This is a genomic window from Rhodospirillales bacterium, from assembly GCA_023898765.1.
Classification (GTDB): Bacteria; Pseudomonadota; Alphaproteobacteria; order Micavibrionales; family Micavibrionaceae.
Window position 1 is genome coordinate 1,700,355 of sequence record CP060238.1, and the last position, 21,202, is coordinate 1,721,556.

Sequence of the window (21,202 nt, forward strand, 5' to 3'; positions counted from 1 at the left end):
GTATTTTAAGCTATCATAATCGCCGAGATCTGCCGGCCGAAATCGGCTTCTTTCCGATGGATCATGCGGCGGTAGCTGAAACAGCTTTCCGTTTCCCGGTATGTGTCTATCCCCATAAGGCAGACATCGCGCGCTCCGGAAAGGGCCAGAACGCTGGCGATATAGCCCGGCAGGTCGAACAGCAAATGCGCGTCCGTCTGGCCGGCTTTAAAAAACCGCTCGTTTTCGCCCGATTGCGCCAGAAAAGGGGCTTCGAACCCCCTGCTGACTTCATAGGAAGCCTGTGCGATGCACGGCCCGACGCAGGCGCGAACGGTTTCCGGTTCCGCGCCCAGCGCGCGCATGGACCGGAGCGTTGAGGGCAATATCCCGTTTAAAGCCCCTTTCCAGCCCGCATGCGCCGCGCCGATGACGGGCGCGCCATCGGCTTTTTCCCCGTAAAACAGCACGGGGGCGCAATCCGCCGTTAAAACGCTCAGGGCCAGTCCCGGGCGATCCGTTACAAGCGCATCCGCCTTGGGGGGACGGTCCGGCGGCGCGGTGATTTCCACGCAATCCGCGCTGTGAACCTGTTGGAGGGAGACGAGGCTTCCGGTGTCCCCTCCCAGATGGTTTGCAGCCCGCCGGCGATTCTCCGCAACCATATCCGGGTCATCCTTTGACCCGGATCCGCAATTCAGGCTGCTGTAAATCCCTTTGCTGACCCCGCCGCGGCGTCCGAAAAATCCGAACCGGACAGATTTTTTCCCCTTCAGGAACGTATCGTTTTCAAAAACAATCATGGCCCCTCCACCGCCTGAAAACCACTCAGATCAAGCGCGGGATCATCGCAAATGGCCAGCGCCTTAAACAGCGTTCCCATCCGGTTTTTCGCGCAAAGCCGGTTCATTGACTCGGCAATGTCCTTTTCCTGACTCTCCGTTGCGTTATTGCATAAAGCAGCCGCCCGAATCCCTGCCCCGAGCCGTTCCAGAAAGGCGCCCTGCGGGACAGGACCGTGAACCGTGACTCCTTCCGCCATAGAGATAGTACCGATCGTTTCGAAATTGACGTGCGCCGTGATGTCGGCCTGCCCCGGTGCATCCAATATCGATACGGGGCGGTGCTTATGGACGGCCTGAAGGGTTTCCCCGGCGGCGGAAGACATATAGCCGTAATCTATAAAAAGGGCGCTACCTTTTTGTTTTTTCAATCTAAAACACAGGCTCTTAAGAAACCGGATTAAGATGGGAGACACTTCGACCACGTCCCGGTCCTGCCAGGGCAGCAGGGACGGCGGCACCAGCGCAATCATCTCCTGTGACGCTTCGCGCGCCCCCAAAGCGAAGCCGCCGCCTTGCGCCGGTTCAACGGTCCGCTCGGCCCATCCGTCTTTTTGCCGCACAAGCTGGTGCACGGGCAACGCGTCCAGGAACTCGTTTCCAATGACAAGAAGAGGCATATCCTCCGGCACGCTCTCCAGCCCGGCATGCCAGACAGGGTTATGCGCCTTTAATGCCTCCTCCTGCGCCTGCCTGAGGACCGGACTCATTTCCAGCAAATGAAGCGCGAGCGCCGCATGAAACCCCGCCACATTTTTGGTCGCCCGCAGCGCATCGGCCATGAGCGTTCCCCGGCCCGGCCCGCATTCCAGCAGGATAAAATTTGCAGGCGCGCCCATTTTTTCCCATGTATCGGCGAGCCAGACGCCGATCATTTCCCCGAAAATCTGCGATATTTCAGGCGCGGTCGTAAAATCGCCTTTTACGCCGAAAGGGTCGCGGGTCATGTAATAACCGTATTCGGGATGCCCGAGGCATAGCGCCATATACCGCCCCAGATCCATCGGGCCGCGCTCTCGCATTTCCTCCCGGATGATTTTAGCGAGCGGAGTCATAGCCCCTGCGGTGCGCGTAAAAAATAACAGCGCCCCCCAGCAAAATCATCGGCAGGCTCAAAAGCTGCCCCATTGAAACGCTTCCCCAGAACAGTCCCAGATAAAAATCAGGCTCGCGGAAAAACTCGACACCGATCCGCACGCTTCCATATCCGGCCAGAAAAGCGCCTGTCACAAGCCCGGGGCGTTTCCGGATATCCGGCCTTGTCACGAGGAAGAACAAAGCCGTGAAGAGCACCGCGCCCTCCAGCGCCGCCTCATAAAGCTGGCTGGGATGGCGCGGCTCCGCCCCCCCGCCGGGGAAGACCATGCCCCAGGGAACTTCGGTGACACGTCCGTAAAGCTCCCCGTTGATAAAATTCGCGATCCGCCCGAAAAACAGCCCCAAAGGCGCGGCGGCGCAAAAAATGTCCGACAGGCGCAGAACATTGATTTTCCGGACAAGGGAAAAGCTCACAAGCGCCACAATCACGCCGATCACGCCGCCGTGAAAGGACATGCCGCCCTCCCAGACTTTGAAGATGCTCAAGGGATGCGCAAGGTACAAAGCGGGCTGGTAGAACAGGACATAGCCCAGCCGCCCGCCGAGGATAACCCCCAGAACGGCCCATGACATGAAATCGTCGATATCGGTCCTGCCGGGTCTTTGCCCCTGGCTCCGGCTGATGATGAAAAGCGCGTACCGCCAGCCCAGCAAAAATCCCGCCAGATAGGCCAGCGCATACCAGCGGATATCCAGCGGCCCCAGGGACAGGGCCACAGGGTCGATATTCGGGAATTGCAAACTCATGTAAACCGGCTACCTGTCGTTACCTGTAAATGTCTTTCGCGCGCATATAATCGTTCACATATGTTTTGCTGCCTTCTTCCAGACTTGTGAAAGGCTTGTCGTATCCGGCCTGGCGCAGCTTGTTCATATCGGCCTGCGTGTAATACTGGTACTTGGCCTGAAGGACCTCCGGCATGTCGATATACTGGATTTTCGGCTCTTTCCCTGCCGCCCGGAAAGTGGCTTCGGCCAGATCCTTGAAGCTTCTGGCCTCCCCGCTTCCGACGTTAAACAGGCCGCTGACCTGCTTGTTGTCATAGAGCCACAGCATCACATCCACGCAATCCCCGACCCAGACGAAATCGCGCAGCTGTCCCCCGTCCTCGTAATCCGGGTTGGACGACTTGAAGAGCTTCGCCGCCGCGCCGGCCACAACCTGCGGATAGAGTTTGCACATCACGCTCATCTGTTCGCCCTTGTGATATTCGTTCGGGCCGTAAACATTGAAAAATTTGAGCCCAGCCCATTGCGGCGGGATGGATTCCAGTTTTTCCTCCACCACGCGGGCGATCCGGCGGTCGAACACATGCTTGGACCAGCCATAGGCATTCAAAGGCCGCAGCTTTGCAAGCCCCTCTATGGTCCCGTCATCTTCGAACCCGTTGGTTCCGCTGCCGTATGTTGCAGCGGAGGACGCATAAACAAGCCGGACATTATTGTTCCCGCACCATTTCCAGATCCGGCGGGAGAGGACAAAATTCGTATCTATAATCAGGTCCGCGTTGCGTTCGGTTGTCGAAGAGATCGCGCCGACATGAAAGATCATCTCGATATCTTGTGCATGCGTATGCAGATAATCGAAAAGCCGGTCGGGATGGACCACATCGCGAATCTCGCGCTTGGCGATATTCATCCATTTGCCCTCGGAGCCCAGAACATCGCAAATGACGATATCCCTGCACCCGTGCTCTTCCAGTCCCGCGACAAGGTTGGACCCGATAAACCCTGCGCCGCCCGTTACAATAATCATATCTTTATTCCCCTTCTTGAATCCGTCCCCTTAAGTCATACCACTTGGCCTGCAAAATCCAAAACCTATACTCACACGAATTCTTTTCCACAGCAAAGGGGAATAGCATTCCGATTCGGTCTTGCCCTCATGAAAGTGCGGTGATAGTGACTTCTCTCACTATGAACGAACAAATCGACGTCTTCGAGGATGTAAGCAACCCGCTTGACAGCGTGGAGGAAATTCTTTGCGCCAATGACTGGGCGTTTGACCGCATGAGCGAGGAAGAGCTTTGCGTCCAGATTTCCGGCAAGATGGGCGAATATAAAATGTTTTTCGTCTGGCAGGAAGATTACAGCGCCATGCAGTTTTGCTGTGAATATGACCTGACCATCCCTGCGGATGTGCTGGACAGGGCGGCCAAAACGGCCTCCGCCATCAATAACGGCCTCTGGCTGGGGCATTTCGATATCCGTCCGAAGACGAACGTTCCGTCCTTCCGCCATACCAGCCTGTTCCGGGGCATGACCTACAGCTCCGGCGCGGATCATCTGGAAGATCTGGTCGATATTGCCCTGTCGGAATGCGAGCGTTACTACCCCGCCTTTGACCTGCTTTCGAAAGCGAAAAAACAAAGCGGCGCGGCGCTGGCTCTGGCGATGATGGACCCCGCCGGCGAGTCTTAAGTCCCTTTAAGGATGCGTAAAAGACAAAGCGTTTTTTATACGCGCAGCAAAGCGCGCCCATTGATATGACCGCTGTATCTTTTTCTCCATTTGAGAAAACCCCTTGGGGGCAAAAGGAAAAGTCTCCCGCCCGCCGGAATGCTCGAAAATCTTTCTTACATGTCTCTTTTCCTTCGCAAGATCGCATGCAATACGTCGAAAATACGCCTGCCGATCTTCGTTGTCCTCCTGAGGGGAGACCTCAAATAGAGTTTCGTCCCCTCCTTGACCGATAACACTGTGCACTAACACATTGCGGGCCTCTTGCGGTAGATCACGAAGTTTAAAAATATTATTCTTGAGAATAATCGGCAAAATATAAGGTGCAGGTTTCTCGTCCTTTACCCCCTCCTTGTATGCAAGATACAGACTGTCCTTAAACTCAGCCCCTTTAGGAACATACCCGAAGATATGCCCTCCACCGGTGTTTTGCAAAACGACAGACGCGTCATTCGCCATGGCAAGACAAGCCATCCACTGATTGCGTATCGCCACACCTTCGGGTGAAGTGATGTTAATTTCCATACCTTCCTGCCCTGAACCTTCCGTGAATTTTGCCGTAAAAGGATCGTTGGGATCGAGAAAAACTTTTTTTCCACGCCGTACCATAGACAAATCGTTAAAAAGAGTCGGGATACGCTTTTTCTGCAGAAGATTCATAAAATATGCGTTTGTATAGGGCATATAAAAAGTAGATTCTTCTGCCGCATGACAAAGCGCCGAATGCATATCTATTCCGGGCATATAGCTATGGGGGATTTCCAGTGCCGTCAGCATTCTTTGCGCTGCATTTTCCCGCCCGCATTTATACAAGGCAAAGGCCAAAGCGGAACAAAACATCAAACCGAAAGGTCTTAGATGGTGTTCTCCCGCAAGAAGAACTATTCTTTGCCCCTCGACAAGCTCTTCCTCCCTGATCCGGTCTATCTCGGCCAGCGTGGTTGTAAGAAGCGGTCGAACATCGAGAGGATCGGCGCTGCAATCCACATGCAGCGGTCTGGACGGATCAAAGCCGTAACTTTCTCCATCAAGTTTATGCCCGAAAACCGGCTCCTTTTGCGCTTCGCTGTTCATGAAAGCAACATAACAAAATTGTATTAATTATGTCAATTAAATGTGCCCTTTCGCCAAACAAACCTTGGCGGCCTCGTACATGGATGGTAATGAACTCTCATGACAAATCTTTCTCAACTGAGCATCGCCCTTGTGGGCTGCGGCAAAATGGGCGGGGCGATGCTGCGGGGCTGGCGGGAGGCGGGCCTGCGTGACGTCGAGATTTTCGATCCTCACCCCCTGTCCGAAGAATTCAAAGATCTAGGCCGCCATGAAAGCCTGTCGGACTTTTCGTCCCTCGCCTCCCATATGGATATGCTGGTTCTGGCCGTAAAGCCGCAGGTCATGAAAGAGGTTTGCAAACAGCTTGCGCCGGGCCTGCCCGAAGACCTGCCCGTCCTTTCCATCGCCGCCGGGCAAGGCATTTCGTCTTTTCAGGGATATTTTTCCGCCGGGCAGCCCGTTATTCGGGCCATGCCCAACACCCCGGCCGCCATTGGAAAGGGCATCACGGTGGCCTGCCCTTCCGCCGGCGTGACGGCCGGCCAGAAAGATATTGCGGAGAGGCTTTTGTCCGCTGTCGGGGAAGTTCTCTGGACGGCGAATGAAGGGGATATGGACGCCGTCACGGCTGTCTCCGGCAGCGGCCCGGCCTATGTTTTTTATTTCATGGAGGCGCTGGCCAAAGCGGGAGAGGCTGCGGGACTTGAGGCGGATTTTGCGATGAAACTGGCCCGCCGGACCGTTATCGGGAGCGCCGCGCTGGCGGATTTTGAAAGCGCGGTTCCGGCCGCAACATTGCGTGAAAATGTCACAAGCCCCGGCGGGACCACGCAAGCCGCCTTGGAAATTTTGATGGATGGAACTTTTCAGGACAGTCTCGACAAAGCCGTTCAGGCCGCAACAAAGCGCAGCAAAGAGCTGTCCGGCTAGGGCCTCCCTGCAAAAAAAACGCCTATTTCTTCGTCTGCGTCCCCAGGCCGATATCCTTGGCCAGCTTGCTGCGCTGGCGGGCGTAGTTGGGCGCCACCATGGGGTAATCCATCGGCAGGCCCCAGCGTTCGCGATATTCTTCCGGCGTCATGTTATAGGCCGTTTTCAAATGCCGTTTGAGCATTTTGAGTTTCTTGCCGTCTTCCAGGCAAACCAGATAATCCGGCGTCACGGATTTTTCGATCGGAAGGGCGGGCTGGAGATGGTCTCTGTTTGCGTTTCCTTCGCTGCCCATGCGGGAGAGCGTCCGAAAGACCTGTTCGATCAGGCCGGATATATCCTCTGTCTCCACCGCGTTGTTTGAAACATGCGCCGCGACAATGTCTGCCGTCAGCGCCAGAATTTCCGTTTGTGATGGTTTATCCGGCATTTTTACCTCCATAACTTGAACAGGAGATAGAAATACACTGTTTTTATTTAAATTCAACAATAGAATTACTTAAAAGAGCCTTCCAGCGTTCTTGGCGGGACTTTCGGCCGGGACACATCCGCCCCGCGCAGGTAAAGCGGCTCCAGCGGTTCCGGCGGAAGCGCCGCCGCCTCTTTTCCCATCCGGGCCATGACAAGCGGGTCGAGAAGGACCATGGGGCTCTGGCCGCAGGCATGCGCCCGCACCCATTCGGCGCCCGCCTCCCGTGTAAAACGCGCCAGCGCGTCCCCTGCCAGGTGACAGGGGCCGTTTTCCTGAAGACTGGACAAAAGCGCCTCCCCTTCCAGTGCCTGCGGCTTTCCAAGGGGGCGAGCCTTTTCGTCAAACACCTGCACGTAAAAATCCCGGCGCTTGGTTTCCAGCAAAACGGCGCGTTTATCCCGTGTCTGCGTTTGTCTGGCAACGACTGCGAGCGTGCTTACGCCCCGCGCGGGCTTGTCCAGCGCCAGAGCAAGGCTTCGCGCCGTGGACAGGCCGATCCGCAGGCCCGTAAAGGATCCCGGTCCGGTGCTTGAGACAATCAGGTCCAGGTCGGCGAAAGACAGGTTCGCTTCCTCCAGCGTTTCCCGGATGAGCGGGACGAGCAGGGCCGCCTGTTCGCGCGCCGTTTCGATGCGGCGCGTCACCTTTGCCTCCCTTGTGACAACCCCGACGCTCATTCCCCCCAGCGCGGTATCGAAGGCCAGTATGTTTTCAAAACTTTTCATGTTCCTGACGGCTTAAATAAGGTAATCCTCCTCAACATGGTAGCTTTTTTCCAAAAATGCGTCCTGACGGCGGGTTTTTTACTGGCCGTTGCCTTCCCCCCGGTTCCGGCAAAAGCCGAGGCCGAAGCTGCAGCCGCTCCCCCGACCGGCTACGATTCCTCTTCCGCCGTCGTTTTTGCCTACGGGCAGATCGGGGAAGATGACGCCCCGGCCTCTTCTTTGCGGCTGGAGCAATTCACCGCGCATATTCACGAACTGGTTGAAGACGCCTATACCGTCAAACCCCTGCCGGAGATCCTTCAGGCCGTGACGTCGGGCAAACCGCTCCCCGGCAAAACGGTGGCGCTGACTTTTGACGGGGCGGACGCCTCCTTCCTGCGCTATGCCGCCGGGCTGCTGGAAGAACGCAGACTGCCCTACACCCTGTTTATCCCGGCCGGTCAGATCGGCGAAGAAACGGGACGGACCGTCGGCTGGAAAGATTTGCGCAGACTGCAAAAAACGGGGCTGGCGACGATCGGGCTGCATACGGCGTCCTACGCGCATCTGGCGCAGGCGTCCGAAGAGGAACTCAAACGCCAGATCAATACGGCGCGCGCGCTTTACCGCGAGAATCTGGGAACCGAGCCCCTGTTTTTCGCCTATCCTTTCGGGGAATTCAGCCCCGTTTTCAAGGAAATTGTCCGGGCGCAGGGCTTCGCTGCGGCCTTCGGGCAGCATTCGGGCGTGGTCCATGCCTCCGATGATCTCTTCGCCCTGCCCCGTTTTACGATGAGCGAAAATTACGGCAGCCTGGAAAGGTTCCAGATGACGGCCCGCGCGCTGCCGCTTCCCGTAAGCGACCTGCAGCCCGCCGCCCCCCTTGTGCAAAGTGCGGCCCCCGCCATCGGCTTCACGGTGGACGAGGCGCTGGCGCCGTCTTTGAAATCGCTGTCGTGTTTTGTGTCGGGGCAGGAAAAACCGGATATCGAGCTTCTGGACGAAGGCCGCGTGGAAGTGCGTTTGAAAGAGCCTTTGACACAGGAACGCACCCGGATGAACTGCACCCTGCCCGGCCCTGCGGATACGCAGGACGCCCTGCCGCGCTGGCGCTGGCTGGGCATGCTCCTGCTCCCGCCGGGCGATGCTATACCTGCCGCACCTCGATAACTTCCGGCACATGATGTCTGAGCATGTTTTCGACGCCCATTTTAAGCGTCGCCGCCGCGCTGGGGCAGCCCGAGCAGGCGCCGCGCAAATGCAGATAAACGATTCCCTCTTCGAAACGTTCAAAAACGATATCCCCGCCGTCCATCGCGACCATCGGGCGCACGCGCTCGTCGATCAGCGCCCGGATATGACGCGATATTTCGTCGTCTTCCGCAGCCTCCCCGGGGGATTGGGGCAATTCGGCTGCGTCCGGGGCGGCGGCCTCCGTCTCATGGAACAACGGCGCGCCGGTCTGGAAATACGCCATGATGACTTGCAGGATTTCCATCCTGAGGCTCTCCCACGCGGCCTTTTCGTCTTTCGTGACAGAGATAAAATCATGGCCGAAAAAAACGCCGTCCACGCCTTCCAGCGCAAACAGGCGGGTAGCCAGCGGGGAAGATCCCGCCTCTTCGGCGGATTCAAAGGTCGCCGTGCCGGAGGCCATAACGTTCTGCCCCGGCAGGAACTTCAACGTTAACGGGTTCGGCGTATCTTCGGTCCGGATAAACATGGAAGAATTCTTATCACCGGGAGAGCAGGAACCCAAGACAAATCAGGCGCCGGATCAAGGCGTGTAATTGCAAAAAACTTTTGCGCCCAGACGGCATTGCCCTCTGCGCTGCCTGCAGGCGTCCCTGATCGCTTTTCCGGCCTCTTCGGGCGTCTCCCGGATTTCCAGCGCATAGCCGATCAGTTTTTCTTTCGGCGTTTTCTGCGCGCCGGACGGCAGTTTCAGGTAATCCACCCCGACCCCGGCGCAGGTGGGCCGGTTCTTTGTCTCGATATCCGGAAGGGCGTAACACTGGTTATAGCCTGCTGCACCGGAACACTGCGCAAGAGCGTCCGGACGCGTGACAAAGGAAAACTCCCCGGCAACGCCGTAGATATTGTTTCCGCTCCCGTCCCTGCGGCTGCCCACGGCAATCGCGATAGAGCCGTTTTCCTTCCAGGCATTGCGGCGGGCTTCCCTCCCGGCGGCCTCCCATTCCCGGCGGCGGGACGCCTCCTTTTCCTGACGGGCCAGTATCTCCGCGCGCTGGCGCGCCTCGCGGGCCGCGTTTTCCTCGGAAAGCCTGTGAAAGGAATAGACCAAAGCGCTGCCGCCCAGACCCAGTATCGCGGCAACGGCAAAAACCCTCAAACATCCGGCAGGTTTTGCGGACGTCCCGGATTCCGGAGGCAACGGATCGCTTACCCTGATCCCGGGGCCTTCCTTGGATGGATTGCGTCTGGACATTCCGGCTTTTCCTCTTCACGTGGAGACGGTTTTATATTACATAAGATAAGAAAAGTCAACCTCCCTCCTGTCATTTCCGAGCGCAGCCCTGTCATTCTGAGCGTGTGGTTGTTTCCATTCTGTCATTTCCGAGCGCAGCGAAGAATCTCCGGGAAACCCTGAGATCCTTCTCCTTCGGCTCAGGATGACAAAGCGGGCCGTGCCCGACCAGATGATTGCAGAAGCAGAACGTCTAGTATCCGGCCGTGCCGACAGGGTCGGTTTGCGACCAGAAATAATGGTCGGCGCCTTTCAGGAAATTGGCGTAATAGCCGGTGACGTTCTCGTTATAGGCTTTTTTGAAGTCGATGGATTTCACAATGCTCTGGAAGATCACGCGCCAGTCTTCATAGGCATGATTCAGGGTTGAGCACTCCAGAATATAGAGTTTATCGTTATATAAAGAGGCGAACATAAGAGCGCGGCGGTGCTGCAGCACGTTTCCGCTATATGTGGCATAACTTGCCAGCGCGTAAGACGCAAACCAGCGCCCCAGCCCCGCCCCGTCATAGACGTTCGAAAGGTTGTGCCCGCTATATTCGCCCAGATACTGCTCCCAGAACGGCGCGCTGACCGCCACCTTCTGCACGTCGGAGCCGAATTTCGGCGGATAAATCACATAGCGCCGCTCTTCGCGGACCTTCACCTTGCAGACGGGCTGGTCGTTTTCCGAAGGCGCCATCACGGTGAAGATGTCGTCCGGGTTCCGGTTGCTTTGCACTTTCCATGTGTCGGGGAAGGAGATCGTCAGCCCGCTCTTCTGGTCTTCCCACAGGAAGTAGTCCGCCCGGGCGGGAGAGGCGTAAAACAAAACGGTAATGAGCAAAAGAATCCGAAACATGAATCGCATTGTAGCCGCAATCCCCCCTCATGTCATCCCGAGCGTAGCCGAGGGATCTTTTATTTTTCCTTCTTTCACAGATTCCTCCATTCCGCTTCGCTCCAGCCGGAATGACATTTGTGGTACAGCGTCACCCCCAAAACCCAAGTTTTTTCATGGTGTCTTCGACCGTCGGCGCGGCGAGCGCGTTGGCTTTTTCGTTTCCGGCGGCCAGAATCCGGTCGATTTCACCCGGATCGCGCATGAGATCGCTCATCCGCGCCGTAATGGGGGCGAGCTTTTCCACCGCCAGGTCGGACAGCGCCCCCTTGAAATCCGAGAATTGCTTTCCGCCGAACTGCGCCATGACCTCCGCTTTGGTCGTATCGGACAGGGCCGCGTAAATGCCGATCAGGTTTGCCGCTTCCGGACGCCCCTCCATTTCCGCCGCGCTCCCCGGCACGGGATGCGGGTCCGTTTTGGCTTTGCGGATTTTCTGCGCGATCGTGTCCGCGTCGTCCGTCAAATTGATCCGCGTCATATCGCTATCGGCGGATTTGCTCATTTTTTCCGTTCCGTTGCGCAGGGACATGACCCGCGTTGCTTCTCCCGTAATCACAGGCTCAGGCATCACAAAAAATTCTTCTCCGCCGGCATAATGCTGGTTAAAGCTTGCCGCGATATCGCGGGCGAGTTCCAGATGCTGTTTCTGGTCGTCCCCGACGGGCACGTGGGTCGCCTTGTAGATCAGGATATCCGCCGCCATCAGGACCGGATAGCCGTACAGCCCCAGCGATGCCTGGTCCTTTTTCTTGCCGGCCTTTTCCTTGAACTGCGTCATGCGGTTGAGCCAGCCCAGCGGCGTCAGGCAGGCAAAAAGCCACTGAAGCTGCGAATGTCCCGGCACGGCCGATTGCACGAAGAGGGAAGAGCGCTTCGGGTCTACGCCCGCCGCGATATAGGCCGCCGCAATTTCCCGCGTGGAGTGCGCCAGCGCCGCCGGATCGTGCCCGGCCGTAATGGCGTGCATATCCACGACGCCGTAAAGACATTCGCTTTCCCCGTCATCCTGAAGCCGCACCCAGTTCCGCAGCGCCCCCAGATAATTGCCCAGATGAAGCCTGTTTGTCGGCTGCATGCAAGAGAGGATACGTTTCATTCTTTACTTCCTTTTCAAACCATTTCAAACCACGCGCGCGCCGGCGCGCTGTAAATTTTTAAACACGAAGGACACAAAGCCACACGAAGTTTTTCTGCAGGAAAATATACTTTGTGTTCCTTCGTGTTAGAAAAAACCTTAATCTATCTCTTCAAATACCTCTTCAACTCCGCCGGTTTGACGGCGCCGGTCAGAATAATCGCGAAAGCGTAAACCATCGCCCCGCCCGCGACAAGGGCGATCAACGCCAGAACCTTCTCCATTTGAGCACCGGCAAACCAGTCGGCAGCGATGTAAGCAAACCCGTACAGCGCCGCGCCCATTAGCACGCTGGAGAAAATGATTTTCAGCACGGCGGTCCGCAGGCGCGCATCGAACTTCGCCTCCGGCAGTTTTCCCAGCCCCCGCCGCAGCAGCGCGAACTGCAGCCACCCTGCCAGCCCCGTCGCCAGCGCGATCCCCGCCACGCCGATCACGCGGCTGAAGGCCAGTGCCAGAACAATATTTAAGATGGTACATGCCACTGAGATTTTGACCGGCGTCACGGTATCCTGCCGGGACCAGTAGGCGGAGGAAAAAACCTTCACGCAGATGTAGGCCGGCAGCCCGATCGCATAGCCTTTTAGAACATTTGCCGTTTTAAGGGTGTTGTCGGGCGTGAATTCTCCGCGCTCGAACAAAACGCGCACCATTTCTTCTCCCGCGACAAACAGCGCGGCGGCGGCCGGAAGGGCCAGAAGCAAACAGACCTCCATGGCCCGGTTGAAAAGATTTTGCGCCAGAGCGGAATCCCCGGCGGCAAACGCTTTGGAGAGCATGGGCAAAAGCGCCGTGCCGACCGCGATCCCGACAAGCCCCAGCGGCAGCTGGTTCAACCGGTCCGCATAATAAAGATAGGAAATGGACCCCTCTTCCAGAAGCGAAGCGATAATTACGTCGGCAAACAAATTGATATGCACAACCCCCGCGCCGATCACGCCGGGCCCCATCAGTTTAAAAAGCCGTTTCATGTCCCCGTCGAAAGACGGGCGCTTTATTTCAAGCTTCACCCGTGCACGGCGAATGGAAAGAAGCAGCCACGCAAACTGGAGAATACCCGCCAGAAACACGCCCCACGCCATCGCATGGCCGGGCGTTTGCATGACGGGCGTAAAAAGCAAAAGCGCGCCGATCAGGCTCAGGTTAAAGAAAATCGGCGCGGCGGCGAAAGGCGCAAATCTCTCGCGCGCATTCAAAACCCCGCCCATCAGGGCCGTCAGGGACATCAAAAGCAGATAAGGAAAGGTCACACGGCTGAGATCGACCGCCAGGTCATAGCGCATCTGCCCTTTTTCAAATCCCGGCGCAATGGCGTAAATAATCCACGGCATGGCGATCAACGCCAGAATTGTAAAAGGGATAAGAACGCTCAACATCACCGCGAACGCGTTGGAGGCAAACCGGTCTGCGCCCTCGCCTCCTTCTTTGGTGAGTTTTTCGCTGTAAAGCGGCACGAAAGAAACGCTAAAAGCCCCTTCCGCCGTAACGCGCCGGAAAAAATTTGGCAGTTTCAGCGCCACGAAAAAGGCGTCCGCCACCGGTCCTGCGCCCAGAATGGCGGCGGTGAGGATGTCGCGCGCGAAGCCGAAAATCCGGCTTACGCCCGTTAGTCCCGCCACCGTTGCCATCGCTTTTAGTAATTTCATGCTGTTGGTTTTACCACCAAGCCCGTCAGGAACGCCAAGAGTTTTATTTCCTGGCTGTGATTTTAGAACATTCTGCGATCAGGTCGAGTCACGACCCGTTTTGTCATCCTGAGCGGAGCGAGCTTTGGCGAGCACAGTCGAAGGATCTTCATAACGTTAAACTTAAAAGATATTTCGACTAACCCCCTCAATTTCGTCATTGCTCCGCTCCCGATGGTCGCTCGCAATGACGAAAGACAAGGTATTTTTAGAAAATGAGGGGCGGCAAGGGGGGCGTATTGACTTTCTAGGATTTTTATCCTATTCTTTCTTATGACCTTCCACGTAAAACCTCCAAAGAACACAAAAAATGAACGACTCCGCTGCAGGCGGCGGGGTATTCCTCCCGTCATTGCGAGCGACCATCGGGAGCGAAGCAATCCAGAGCCAAAAGGCGAAAGTCTGGATTGCCGCGCCGCCCCTTCCGAACGAACTATTGGGAAAACCAAACAAAACCAGCGGGATAAGCAGGAATTTTTTCAATTTGGCCAACGAACTATTGGATTGGCTGTGAAAAACGCCGGGGCCGTGCGCCTTCGCCTTGGCTTCGGCGGGCAAGCTGTGTTAGAACCCTCCTCATGACTCAAAACAACCCTGCGCAAAACCCGGAAAGCACGCAATTTGGCGACGAGACCGTTACGCCGGAAGAAAAAACGAGCCGTGTGATCGGTGTTTTTGACTCCGTTGCGGACAATTACGACCTGATGAACGACCTGATGTCCGGCGGGATACACCGCCTCTGGAAGGACCATCTGGTGCGCAAAATCCGGCCGCAGGGAGATATGGACTATCTTGATGTGGCGGGCGGGACCGGCGATATCGCCTTCAGGCTCCGGAAAAAAGCGGGACCGGATGCGCGAATCACCCTGTGCGACCTCAACACCGATATGCTTCGCGTTGGACGGAACAGGGCCATAGACCGGGGCTGGCTGGATGATTTTGAGTGGGTGACGGGCAATGCCGAAGATCTTCCTTTCCCGGATAACCGTTTCGATGTCTATACGATTTCTTTCGGTTTGCGCAATGTGACGCGCATTGACACGGCGCTGAAAGAGGCCTTTCGCGTCTTGAAGCCCGGCGGGCGGTTTTTTTGCCTTGAATTCTCGCATGTTGAAAACCCCCTGATCTCGAAGCTTTACGACGGCTTTTCCTACGGAATCATTCCGAAAATCGGCGCGGTTGTCGCGCAGGACCGGGGGAGCTACCAATATCTGGTTGAGAGCATCCGTAAATTCCCGGCGCAGAAGGATCTTGCCGCGCGCATGGAAAAGGCCGGATTTTCGAACGTTTCCTTTGAAAATTTGAATTTCGGGGTTGTGGCTATTCACAAAGGAACGAAACAATAATTTTCATAGGTAAGCCTTTCGCGCAAAAAATAATACTTGCATCTGCGGGCGATTCTTCCTTATATATGGCCCCATTACTTTCATTGAGATTGCTTTGTCGGGGCGCTTGGGGGCGTTACTGGGCTGGCCCTCAAGTGGGGGAAAACTGTCAAGAATAAGGAAGGAACAGTACAATGAACAATATCGTTAAATCAGTCGTATTCGCCGCTGTTGTCTTGTTTGCCGGCGTTGCGGCCATGCAGGTTATCTATAACAATGTGACGGGCGATGATTCCACAGGCGTTGCGGGCGTTGAGCCTGCTGCCGGCGGGGAATTTCTGGGAACCGTTGGCGATGCGGTCGAAAGCGCAACCGAAGCGGCAACGGATGCTGCCGACAGCATGACGGAAGCTGCGGCCGATGCTTATGAAAGTGCCGCAGAAACGGCTCAGGACGCTGCCGATGCTGTAGAGGAAACGGCTGAAGACGCCATGGATTCTGCAACCGACGCGATGGAGGATGCCACGGAAGCCGCAACAGAAGATGCTGCCGAGCAAGCGCCCGCTCCTGAAAGCGAAACCATGGAAGAAGCGACAGAAGCTGTCGAAGACGCCAAAGACGCCGCTGAAGATGCTGCCGGAGACGCCGCTGAAGAAAAAGCACAGGACGCTGTCGAAGGCATGTTCTAGGAACGTGTGAAACCAAATTGAAGATTTTTAAAAGACAAGGCCCCGTTTTGTTTAGACGAAACGGGGCTTTTCTTCGGAGAGGATAACGTGCTGAGAGGCAAGAGCATCTTACTGGTGATTACGGGCGGCATTGCCGCCTGTAAAGCGCCGGACCTTATCCGCCTGATACGAAAATCAGGGGCGCAGGTCCGGTGCATCCTGACCCGGGGCGGCGAAAAATTCATAACCCCGCTCAGCATTGCTGCGCTCAGCGAAAACACCGTTTATACCGACCTTTTTTCCCTGAAAGATGAAACGGAAATGGGTCATATCCGCCTCTCCCGCGCGTGCGACCTGATCGTTGTCGCCCCTGCCAGCGCTGACTTTCTGGCAAGACTGTCCCAGGGGCGCGCAAACGATCTTGCTGCAGCCACATTGCTCGCAGCGGACAAGCCTGTGATGGTCTGTCCTGCCATGAACCCCATGATGTGGATGAACAAAGCCACGCAGGAAAATATCCGAACCCTGACCCGGCGCGACATCCTCTTTTGCGGACCCGAAGAGGGGGAAACGGCCTGCGGCGAAACCGGGTACGGACGCATGAGCGAGCCCCGGGATATCCTGGATGCCGTCCTCACCTATTTTCAAAAAGACAAACCTTTGGCAGGCCGAACAGCCCTTGTCACGAGCGGCCCGACTTACGAGCCGATCGACCCGGTCCGGTTCATCGGCAACCGCTCTTCCGGAAAGCAGGGACACGCGATTGCCAAAGCGCTGGCCGAGGCTGGCGCCGCCGTCACACTGGTAAGCGGTCCAACAGCCCTTTCTGACCCCGAATACATAAAAACGGTACGTATCGAAACAGCTTCTGAAATGCTGGAAACCTGCGAAAAATTGCTTCCTGCAGACATATTTGTGTCTGCCGCGGCCGTGGCCGACTGGACCCTGTCAAACCCGGCCGTTTCGAAAATAAAAAAAGGGAAAAAGACATCGCCGCCCGTCCTCAATCTTACTGAGAACACCGACATACTGGCCCGCCTGTCTGAACCGAATCCGCAGCGTCCAAAACTGGTCATTGGCTTCGCGGCCGAGACAGAAAACCTTCTCCAAAACGCACGCGCCAAACGAGACGCAAAAGGGTGTGACTGGATCGTCGCCAACGAAATCAGCGGTCAAAACGAAAATGTCTTTGGATCGGAAGAGAATCATGCCTATCTAATCACGGAAAAAGATATTGTTGAGTGGCCGAAAAGCTCAAAAGACAATATCGCGAAAAAACTGGTGCAGCATATTGCGCGATTTTTTGATAAAACAAACACCGAAAACCCACAACAGGAAGCGGCTGAATAATGACCGACAACAGACATAATGATAACGAGATCAACAGGGTAGAAGTCGCCCTTCTCCCGCACGAGCATGCCGTCGGCCTGAACCTTCCGACTTATGCAACGGAAGATTCTGCGGGGATGGATCTTTCGGCGGCGCTGGATGAAGCAATCGAGATTGCGCCGGGACAGCGGGCCCTTGTGCCCACAGGACTGTCCATTTCCCTGCCCCCCGGTTACGAAGCACAAATCCGCCCCCGCTCCGGCCTGGCGCTCAAGCACGGCATTACCGTCCTTAACGCTCCCGGCACGATCGACGCGGATTACCGCGGCGAAATCAAGGTCATTCTGGCCAATCTGGGCAGCGAGGACTTCACGATCGAACGCGGTATGCGCATCGCCCAAATGGTCGTAGCCCGTCACGCCAATGTCGAATGGAACATTGTAGAATCCCTTGAAGAAACGGATCGCGGCACAGGCGGTTTCGGTTCCACGGGGACATCCGGCTGATCGCTCTTTTCATCCGGGGCTTCTTGTCGTAAAACAGTCCCCATGTCCCAGACCGCCAAAAAAAACGAAAGCGCGTTTATCGCCGCAGGCCATACGCCGATGATGGCGCAATATATGGCGCTGAAGGAGCAGTATCCCGACTGCCTGCTTTTTTACCGCATGGGGGATTTTTACGAACTTTTTCATGAGGACGCGCTCAAAGCCAGCGAAACGCTGGACATCACCCTGACACGGCGCGGGAAAAGCGGCGGCAACGATATCCCCATGTGCGGGGTGCCCTATCATTCCTATGAGCCCTACCTCGCAAAACTCATTCGCGCAGGCTTTAACGTGGCGATTTGCGAACAGACGGAAACCCCGGAAGAATCAAGGGTCCGCACCAAAAAGGAAGGCAAACCCGCCTCCAAATCCCTTGTGAAGCGTGACGTTGTGCGCGTGGTGACCAAAGGCACCCTGACCGAGGAAACGCTTCTGGATGCGCGCAGCAATAATTACCTGGCGGCCCTGTCCGACATCGGCGGCCAGTTCGCGCTGGCCTGGCTGGAACTTTCCACCGGTGAATTTCTGGTGCAACCCGTTGCCCTGCAAAATCTTGCCGCCGCGCTGGAGCGTGTGGAGGCCAGCGAAATCCTGCTCCCGGAACGTCTGGCGCAAGACGAAAAAACCAAAGATGTTTTGGCCGCCTTTCGCGAGAAAGTATCGCCGCAACCCTCCAGCCTGTTCGACTCGCAAAGCGCCCAGAAACGGCTGGAACAGCTATTCGGCGTAGGCACGCTGGACTCTTTTGGTGCGTTCAGCCGCGCTGAAATTGCAGCCGCAGGCGCCCTGATCGACTATGTGGAGCGCACTCAAAAAGGCAAAATACCGCACCTCTCCCGCCTGCAGCAACTCAGCGGAAGCGCGTGCATGGAAATCGATGCCGCAACCCGCCGCAATCTGGAGATGACCCGCACTCTCTCCGGCGAACGCAAAGGCTCCCTTTTGGATGTTATTGACTGCACCATAACGGGCGCGGGAGCACGATTGCTGCAGACCCGCCTGTCCTCCCCCTTAACGGATATCAAGACGATTCACGCGCGGCAGGATGAGATTGAATCCTTTTCCGGTGCGGCTCCCCTGCGGGAGGCTTTACGCGAGCAGCTTAAAGACGTGCCGGATATGGAACGCGCCCTGGCCCGGCTGACCATCGGGCGCGCCACGCCGCGGGATCTGGGCATGATACGGGACGGCCTGCGAAACGCCGAAACCTTGCGCGCTTTGCTGCAGAAGGCGGACATGCCCTCTCTGGAACCCTTGACAACCGGCCTGCAGCAAAACGAGGACTGCAAAAAACTCTCAGACATTCTGTCGGCAGCGCTGGAAACCGAGCTTCCCGCCCAAACCCATGAAGGACGTTTTATTGCCGCAGCATACGATGCAAAACTCGACCAGCTCCGCACCATGCGCGACGACAGCAAACGCCTGATTGCAGCGCTTCAAACCAGATACCGTGAAGAAACAAAGATTGAAACCCTCAAAATCGCGTATAACAACATGCTGGGTTATTACATCGACGTCACAGCGCGTCACGCGGATAAGCTCCTGATACGCAAAGGGGAAACCGCGCCCGACAACCCCTTTGTCCATCGGCAGACCCTGGCCAACAATGTCCGCTTTACCACGGCGGACCTTGTCGAACTGGAGCGGGATATTGCGAGCGCCGCCGACAAAGCCCTTGCCATAGAGCAAAATCTTTTCGTCGAATTCACACAGAAAATTTGTGCGCTTGCGCAGGATATCGGCCGGATCGCCCGCGCGATTGCTGCGCTGGACGTTGCCGCATCCCTCGCGCATCTCGCCGTGAACCGTCAATATATCCGGCCAACCATAGACAACTCGCTGGCCTTTGATATCAGGGACGGGCGGCATCCCGTCGTGGAAGAAGCCTTGCGCAAAGAGGCCCAAAGCTTCGTCCCCAATAATTGCGATCTGGGGGAAAAACAAAGACTCTGGCTGCTCACAGGGCCGAACATGGCGGGTAAATCCACCTTCCTGCGCCAAAACGCCCTGATCGTCATTCTGGCGCAGATGGGCGCCTTCGTTCCGGCCAGATCCGCGCATATCGGGCTTGTCGATCGTTGTTTCAGCCGTGTGGGCGCGGCGGACGATCTGGCGCGCGGACGCTCCACCTTTATGGTCGAAATGGTTGAAACCGCCACAATCCTCAATCAGGCCACACAGCGCTCCCTTGTGATTCTGGACGAAATCGGGCGCGGCACGGCGACCTTCGACGGGCTCTCCATTGCCTGGGCCTGCGTCGAACAAATTCATGAAACCAATCGCTGCCGGGCGCTGTTTGCAACCCATTACCATGAACTGACCAGCCTTTCCGCGAAACTGAGCGCCCTGTCCTGCCACGCGATGCAGGTCAAGGAGTGGAAAGGCGACGTGATTTTCCTCCACAGCGTCGCCGAGGGCGCGGCGGACCGCTCTTACGGCATCCATGTGGCGCGGCTGGCAGGACTGCCGGAAAACGTTGTCGCACGGGCGCAAAACGTATTGGACCTCCTGAACAAAGGGGAACAGTCCGGCGCCCTGGCAAAACTGGCGGACGACCTGCCCCTTTTCACCGCACAATGGCAAGAACAGGAACCGCAGCAAAATTTTTCCGAAATCGCGCAAAAACTGGAAGAGATCAACCCGGACGACCTCACCCCCAAAGAAGCGCTGGAACAGCTTTACATCTTAAAGGACCTTCTATGATAACACGCAATATTCTTGACCTGATCGGAAACACCCCTCTTCTGAACGTTGAAGAGGGTATCTACGCCAAGGCGGAATTCCTGAACCCTTCCGGCTCGATCAAATCCCGCATGGCCAAACACATTGTCGAAAAAGCCGAAAGAGAAGGTCTGCTGAAACCCGGCGACACCATCGTGGAAGCCACAAGCGGCAACACGGGAAACGCTTTCAGCATGGTGGCCGCCGCCAAGGGCTATAAAATGCTGGTGCTGATGCCCGACGGCTATACGAGCGAGCGCGTCATGATCTCCCGCGGCTTCGGGGCGGAAATCAGGTTCGTCGGCCATTTCCAGGTGAACAAAGCGCGCGAAGAAGCCATTCGGCTGGGAAAACAGGAAGGCTATTACTGTCCGCAGCAATTCGACAATGAATGGAACGTGGAGGAAAACCGCGACTGGCTTGGAAAGGAAGTGATTACCCAACTGCCCGAAGGCCTTAAAATAGACGCTGTGGTGCAGGGCGTGGGCACTGGCGGCACGCTTATCGGCGCGGCGCTTGCGCTCAAGGAATGGCACAACCCGGACCTGAAGGTTTTTGCGATGGAGCCTTCGGAATCGCAGACCCTGACCTGCTGCATGGTGGCGGACCATAAAATCGAGGGAATTTCAGACGGATTCATCCCAACCATCTACGAACGGCACAGGGATCTGGTTGACGAAGTCATCTGCGTGGATTCGGACCGGGCCATTGAAGAAACAAAAAAGCTGGCCTCTTCCCGCGGATTTTTTGTGGGACCAAGCTCCGGCGCCAACCTGCTGGCCGCCCGGAAAGTGAAGAAAGCCCATCCGGACGTCAAAAACATCCTGACCTTTTTCTGCGACGAGGGCGAAAAATACCTCTCCATGATGTATGCGGAATGAC

General features: G+C 56.5%; 22 protein-coding genes. 9 read left to right on the forward strand and 13 right to left on the reverse strand.

Annotated elements, in window-relative coordinates:
- Positions 1 to 5: 5 nt before the first annotated feature.
- From pgeF to rfaD, 4 genes are read right to left on the reverse strand one after another with little or no spacing between them, the layout of a single operon-like run.
- A complete protein-coding gene (gene pgeF / locus H6853_08340) occupies positions 6 to 782 on the reverse strand; it encodes a peptidoglycan editing factor PgeF (protein ID USO03519.1) in 777 nt (258 codons plus the stop codon).
- Positions 779 to 1,876 carry an SAM-dependent methyltransferase gene (locus tag H6853_08345; GenBank protein ID USO03520.1) on the reverse strand — a complete coding sequence of 366 codons (1,098 nt, stop codon included), beginning with the start codon at positions 1,874 to 1,876 and terminating at the stop codon, positions 779 to 781. Before H6853_08345 ends, pgeF begins: the two co-directional genes overlap by 4 nt.
- Positions 1,860 to 2,666 carry a prolipoprotein diacylglyceryl transferase gene (locus tag H6853_08350; GenBank protein USO03521.1) on the reverse strand — a complete coding sequence of 269 codons (807 nt, stop codon included), beginning with the start codon at positions 2,664 to 2,666 and terminating at the stop codon, positions 1,860 to 1,862. Before H6853_08350 ends, H6853_08345 begins: the two co-directional genes overlap by 17 nt.
- 19 nt (positions 2,667 to 2,685) lie before the next feature.
- Positions 2,686 to 3,675, reverse strand: coding sequence for an ADP-glyceromanno-heptose 6-epimerase (rfaD, locus tag H6853_08355; GenBank protein ID USO03522.1), 990 nt, complete (start codon positions 3,673 to 3,675; stop codon positions 2,686 to 2,688).
- Positions 3,676 to 3,821: 146 nt separating this feature from the next.
- On the opposite strand from rfaD, the gene H6853_08360 reads away from it, so the two are divergent.
- Positions 3,822 to 4,340: a YbjN domain-containing protein gene (locus H6853_08360; protein ID USO03523.1), complete on the forward strand. Its 519-nt coding sequence runs from the start codon at positions 3,822 to 3,824 to the stop codon at positions 4,338 to 4,340.
- A gap of 6 nt (positions 4,341 to 4,346) precedes the next feature.
- Here the strand turns inward: H6853_08360 and H6853_08365 are convergent, their stop codons facing one another.
- Positions 4,347 to 5,156 carry a hypothetical protein gene (locus tag H6853_08365; GenBank protein USO03524.1) on the reverse strand — a complete coding sequence of 270 codons (810 nt, stop codon included), beginning with the start codon at positions 5,154 to 5,156 and terminating at the stop codon, positions 4,347 to 4,349.
- A 396-nt stretch (positions 5,157 to 5,552) separates the two neighbouring features.
- Here H6853_08365 and H6853_08370 point away from each other — a divergent pair, with 396 nt between their 5' ends.
- The gene (locus H6853_08370; GenBank protein USO03525.1) at positions 5,553 to 6,365 is read left to right on the forward strand and encodes a pyrroline-5-carboxylate reductase; all 813 of its coding nucleotides are present in this window, start codon (positions 5,553 to 5,555) and stop codon (positions 6,363 to 6,365) included.
- Positions 6,366 to 6,387: 22 nt separating this feature from the next.
- Here the strand turns inward: H6853_08370 and H6853_08375 are convergent, their stop codons facing one another.
- Entirely contained in the window at positions 6,388 to 6,795 is a 408-nt protein-coding gene (locus H6853_08375) for a MucR family transcriptional regulator (GenBank protein USO03526.1), read from the reverse strand.
- A gap of 65 nt (positions 6,796 to 6,860) precedes the next feature.
- Entirely contained in the window at positions 6,861 to 7,562 is a 702-nt protein-coding gene (gene tsaB / locus H6853_08380; protein USO03527.1) for a tRNA (adenosine(37)-N6)-threonylcarbamoyltransferase complex dimerization subunit type 1 TsaB, read from the reverse strand.
- Between the two features lie 36 nt (positions 7,563 to 7,598).
- On the opposite strand from tsaB, the gene H6853_08385 reads away from it, so the two are divergent.
- The gene (locus H6853_08385) at positions 7,599 to 8,711 is read left to right on the forward strand and encodes a polysaccharide deacetylase family protein (protein USO03528.1); all 1,113 of its coding nucleotides are present in this window, start codon (positions 7,599 to 7,601) and stop codon (positions 8,709 to 8,711) included.
- Here the strand turns inward: H6853_08385 and H6853_08390 are convergent.
- From H6853_08390 to H6853_08415, 6 genes are all read right to left on the reverse strand, one after another.
- Positions 8,689 to 9,264 carry a NifU family protein gene (locus H6853_08390; protein ID USO03529.1) on the reverse strand — a complete coding sequence of 192 codons (576 nt, stop codon included), beginning with the start codon at positions 9,262 to 9,264 and terminating at the stop codon, positions 8,689 to 8,691. The genes H6853_08385 and H6853_08390 overlap by 23 nt on opposite strands.
- A 54-nt stretch (positions 9,265 to 9,318) precedes the next feature.
- Positions 9,319 to 9,990, reverse strand: a complete 672-nt coding sequence (locus tag H6853_08395) for a hypothetical protein (GenBank protein USO03530.1) — start codon at positions 9,988 to 9,990, stop codon at positions 9,319 to 9,321.
- A gap of 232 nt (positions 9,991 to 10,222) precedes the next feature.
- Positions 10,223 to 10,879, reverse strand: a complete 657-nt coding sequence (locus tag H6853_08400; GenBank protein ID USO03531.1) for a hypothetical protein — start codon at positions 10,877 to 10,879, stop codon at positions 10,223 to 10,225.
- 121 nt (positions 10,880 to 11,000) lie between these two features.
- Positions 11,001 to 12,008 (reverse strand): tryptophan--tRNA ligase, encoded by a 1,008-nt coding sequence (trpS, locus tag H6853_08405; GenBank protein ID USO03532.1) that lies wholly within the window; start codon positions 12,006 to 12,008, stop codon positions 11,001 to 11,003.
- A gap of 143 nt (positions 12,009 to 12,151) precedes the next feature.
- Positions 12,152 to 13,693, reverse strand: coding sequence for a murein biosynthesis integral membrane protein MurJ (gene murJ, locus H6853_08410; GenBank protein ID USO03533.1), 1,542 nt, complete (start codon positions 13,691 to 13,693; stop codon positions 12,152 to 12,154).
- A 300-nt stretch (positions 13,694 to 13,993) separates the two neighbouring features.
- Positions 13,994 to 14,290 carry a hypothetical protein gene (locus H6853_08415; GenBank protein ID USO03534.1) on the reverse strand — a complete coding sequence of 99 codons (297 nt, stop codon included), beginning with the start codon at positions 14,288 to 14,290 and terminating at the stop codon, positions 13,994 to 13,996.
- A gap of 20 nt (positions 14,291 to 14,310) precedes the next feature.
- Between H6853_08415 and ubiE the strand changes: the two genes are divergently transcribed.
- The 6 genes from ubiE to H6853_08445 all read left to right on the forward strand — a co-directional run bounded on the left by ubiE (position 14,311) and on the right by H6853_08445 (position 21,201).
- A complete protein-coding gene (gene ubiE, locus H6853_08420) occupies positions 14,311 to 15,078 on the forward strand; it encodes a bifunctional demethylmenaquinone methyltransferase/2-methoxy-6-polyprenyl-1,4-benzoquinol methylase UbiE (GenBank protein ID USO03535.1) in 768 nt (255 codons plus the stop codon).
- A gap of 173 nt (positions 15,079 to 15,251) precedes the next feature.
- Positions 15,252 to 15,746: a colicin transporter gene (locus H6853_08425; protein USO03536.1), complete on the forward strand. Its 495-nt coding sequence runs from the start codon at positions 15,252 to 15,254 to the stop codon at positions 15,744 to 15,746.
- 87 nt (positions 15,747 to 15,833) lie between these two features.
- Positions 15,834 to 17,075, forward strand: a complete 1,242-nt coding sequence (gene coaBC, locus H6853_08430) for a bifunctional phosphopantothenoylcysteine decarboxylase/phosphopantothenate--cysteine ligase CoaBC (GenBank protein ID USO03537.1) — start codon at positions 15,834 to 15,836, stop codon at positions 17,073 to 17,075.
- Positions 17,075 to 17,560: a dUTP diphosphatase gene (gene dut / locus H6853_08435; protein ID USO03538.1), complete on the forward strand. Its 486-nt coding sequence runs from the start codon at positions 17,075 to 17,077 to the stop codon at positions 17,558 to 17,560. Before coaBC ends, dut begins: the two co-directional genes overlap by 1 nt.
- A 42-nt stretch (positions 17,561 to 17,602) precedes the next feature.
- Positions 17,603 to 20,302 carry a DNA mismatch repair protein MutS gene (gene mutS, locus H6853_08440; GenBank protein USO03539.1) on the forward strand — a complete coding sequence of 900 codons (2,700 nt, stop codon included), beginning with the start codon at positions 17,603 to 17,605 and terminating at the stop codon, positions 20,300 to 20,302.
- On the forward strand, positions 20,299 to 21,201 hold the full coding sequence (locus H6853_08445) for a cysteine synthase family protein (protein ID USO03540.1): 903 nt from the start codon (positions 20,299 to 20,301) through the stop codon (positions 21,199 to 21,201). The genes mutS and H6853_08445 overlap by 4 nt, the downstream gene beginning before the upstream one ends.
- Position 21,202 lies beyond the last annotated feature (1 nt).

Excerpts from the sequence above, each read along its gene's own strand:
- dut (USO03538.1), top strand. The coding sequence starts at position 17,075 with ATGACCGACAACAGACATAATGATAACGAGATCAACAGGGTAGAAGTC.
- H6853_08350 (USO03521.1), bottom strand. The coding sequence starts at position 2,666 with ATGAGTTTGCAATTCCCGAATATCGACCCTGTGGCCCTGTCCCTGGGG.
- H6853_08345 (USO03520.1), bottom strand. The coding sequence starts at position 1,876 with ATGACTCCGCTCGCTAAAATCATCCGGGAGGAAATGCGAGAGCGCGGC.
- murJ (USO03533.1), bottom strand. The coding sequence starts at position 13,693 with ATGAAATTACTAAAAGCGATGGCAACGGTGGCGGGACTAACGGGCGTA.
- rfaD (USO03522.1), bottom strand. The coding sequence starts at position 3,675 with ATGATTATTGTAACGGGCGGCGCAGGGTTTATCGGGTCCAACCTTGTC.
- H6853_08390 (USO03529.1), bottom strand. The coding sequence starts at position 9,264 with ATGTTTATCCGGACCGAAGATACGCCGAACCCGTTAACGTTGAAGTTC.
- H6853_08395 (USO03530.1), bottom strand. The coding sequence starts at position 9,990 with ATGTCCAGACGCAATCCATCCAAGGAAGGCCCCGGGATCAGGGTAAGC.
- H6853_08375 (USO03526.1), bottom strand. The coding sequence starts at position 6,795 with ATGCCGGATAAACCATCACAAACGGAAATTCTGGCGCTGACGGCAGAC.
- H6853_08365 (USO03524.1), bottom strand. The coding sequence starts at position 5,156 with ATGCTGACGGCACTGGAAATCCCCCATAGCTATATGCCCGGAATAGAT.
- tsaB (USO03527.1), bottom strand. The coding sequence starts at position 7,562 with ATGAAAAGTTTTGAAAACATACTGGCCTTCGATACCGCGCTGGGGGGA.
- H6853_08370 (USO03525.1), top strand. The coding sequence starts at position 5,553 with ATGACAAATCTTTCTCAACTGAGCATCGCCCTTGTGGGCTGCGGCAAA.
- trpS (USO03532.1), bottom strand. The coding sequence starts at position 12,008 with ATGAAACGTATCCTCTCTTGCATGCAGCCGACAAACAGGCTTCATCTG.
- pgeF (USO03519.1), bottom strand. The coding sequence starts at position 782 with ATGATTGTTTTTGAAAACGATACGTTCCTGAAGGGGAAAAAATCTGTC.
- mutS (USO03539.1), top strand. The coding sequence starts at position 17,603 with ATGTCCCAGACCGCCAAAAAAAACGAAAGCGCGTTTATCGCCGCAGGC.
- ubiE (USO03535.1), top strand. The coding sequence starts at position 14,311 with ATGACTCAAAACAACCCTGCGCAAAACCCGGAAAGCACGCAATTTGGC.
- H6853_08385 (USO03528.1), top strand. The coding sequence starts at position 7,599 with ATGGTAGCTTTTTTCCAAAAATGCGTCCTGACGGCGGGTTTTTTACTG.
- H6853_08425 (USO03536.1), top strand. The coding sequence starts at position 15,252 with ATGAACAATATCGTTAAATCAGTCGTATTCGCCGCTGTTGTCTTGTTT.
- H6853_08445 (USO03540.1), top strand. The coding sequence starts at position 20,299 with ATGATAACACGCAATATTCTTGACCTGATCGGAAACACCCCTCTTCTG.
- H6853_08400 (USO03531.1), bottom strand. The coding sequence starts at position 10,879 with ATGCGATTCATGTTTCGGATTCTTTTGCTCATTACCGTTTTGTTTTAC.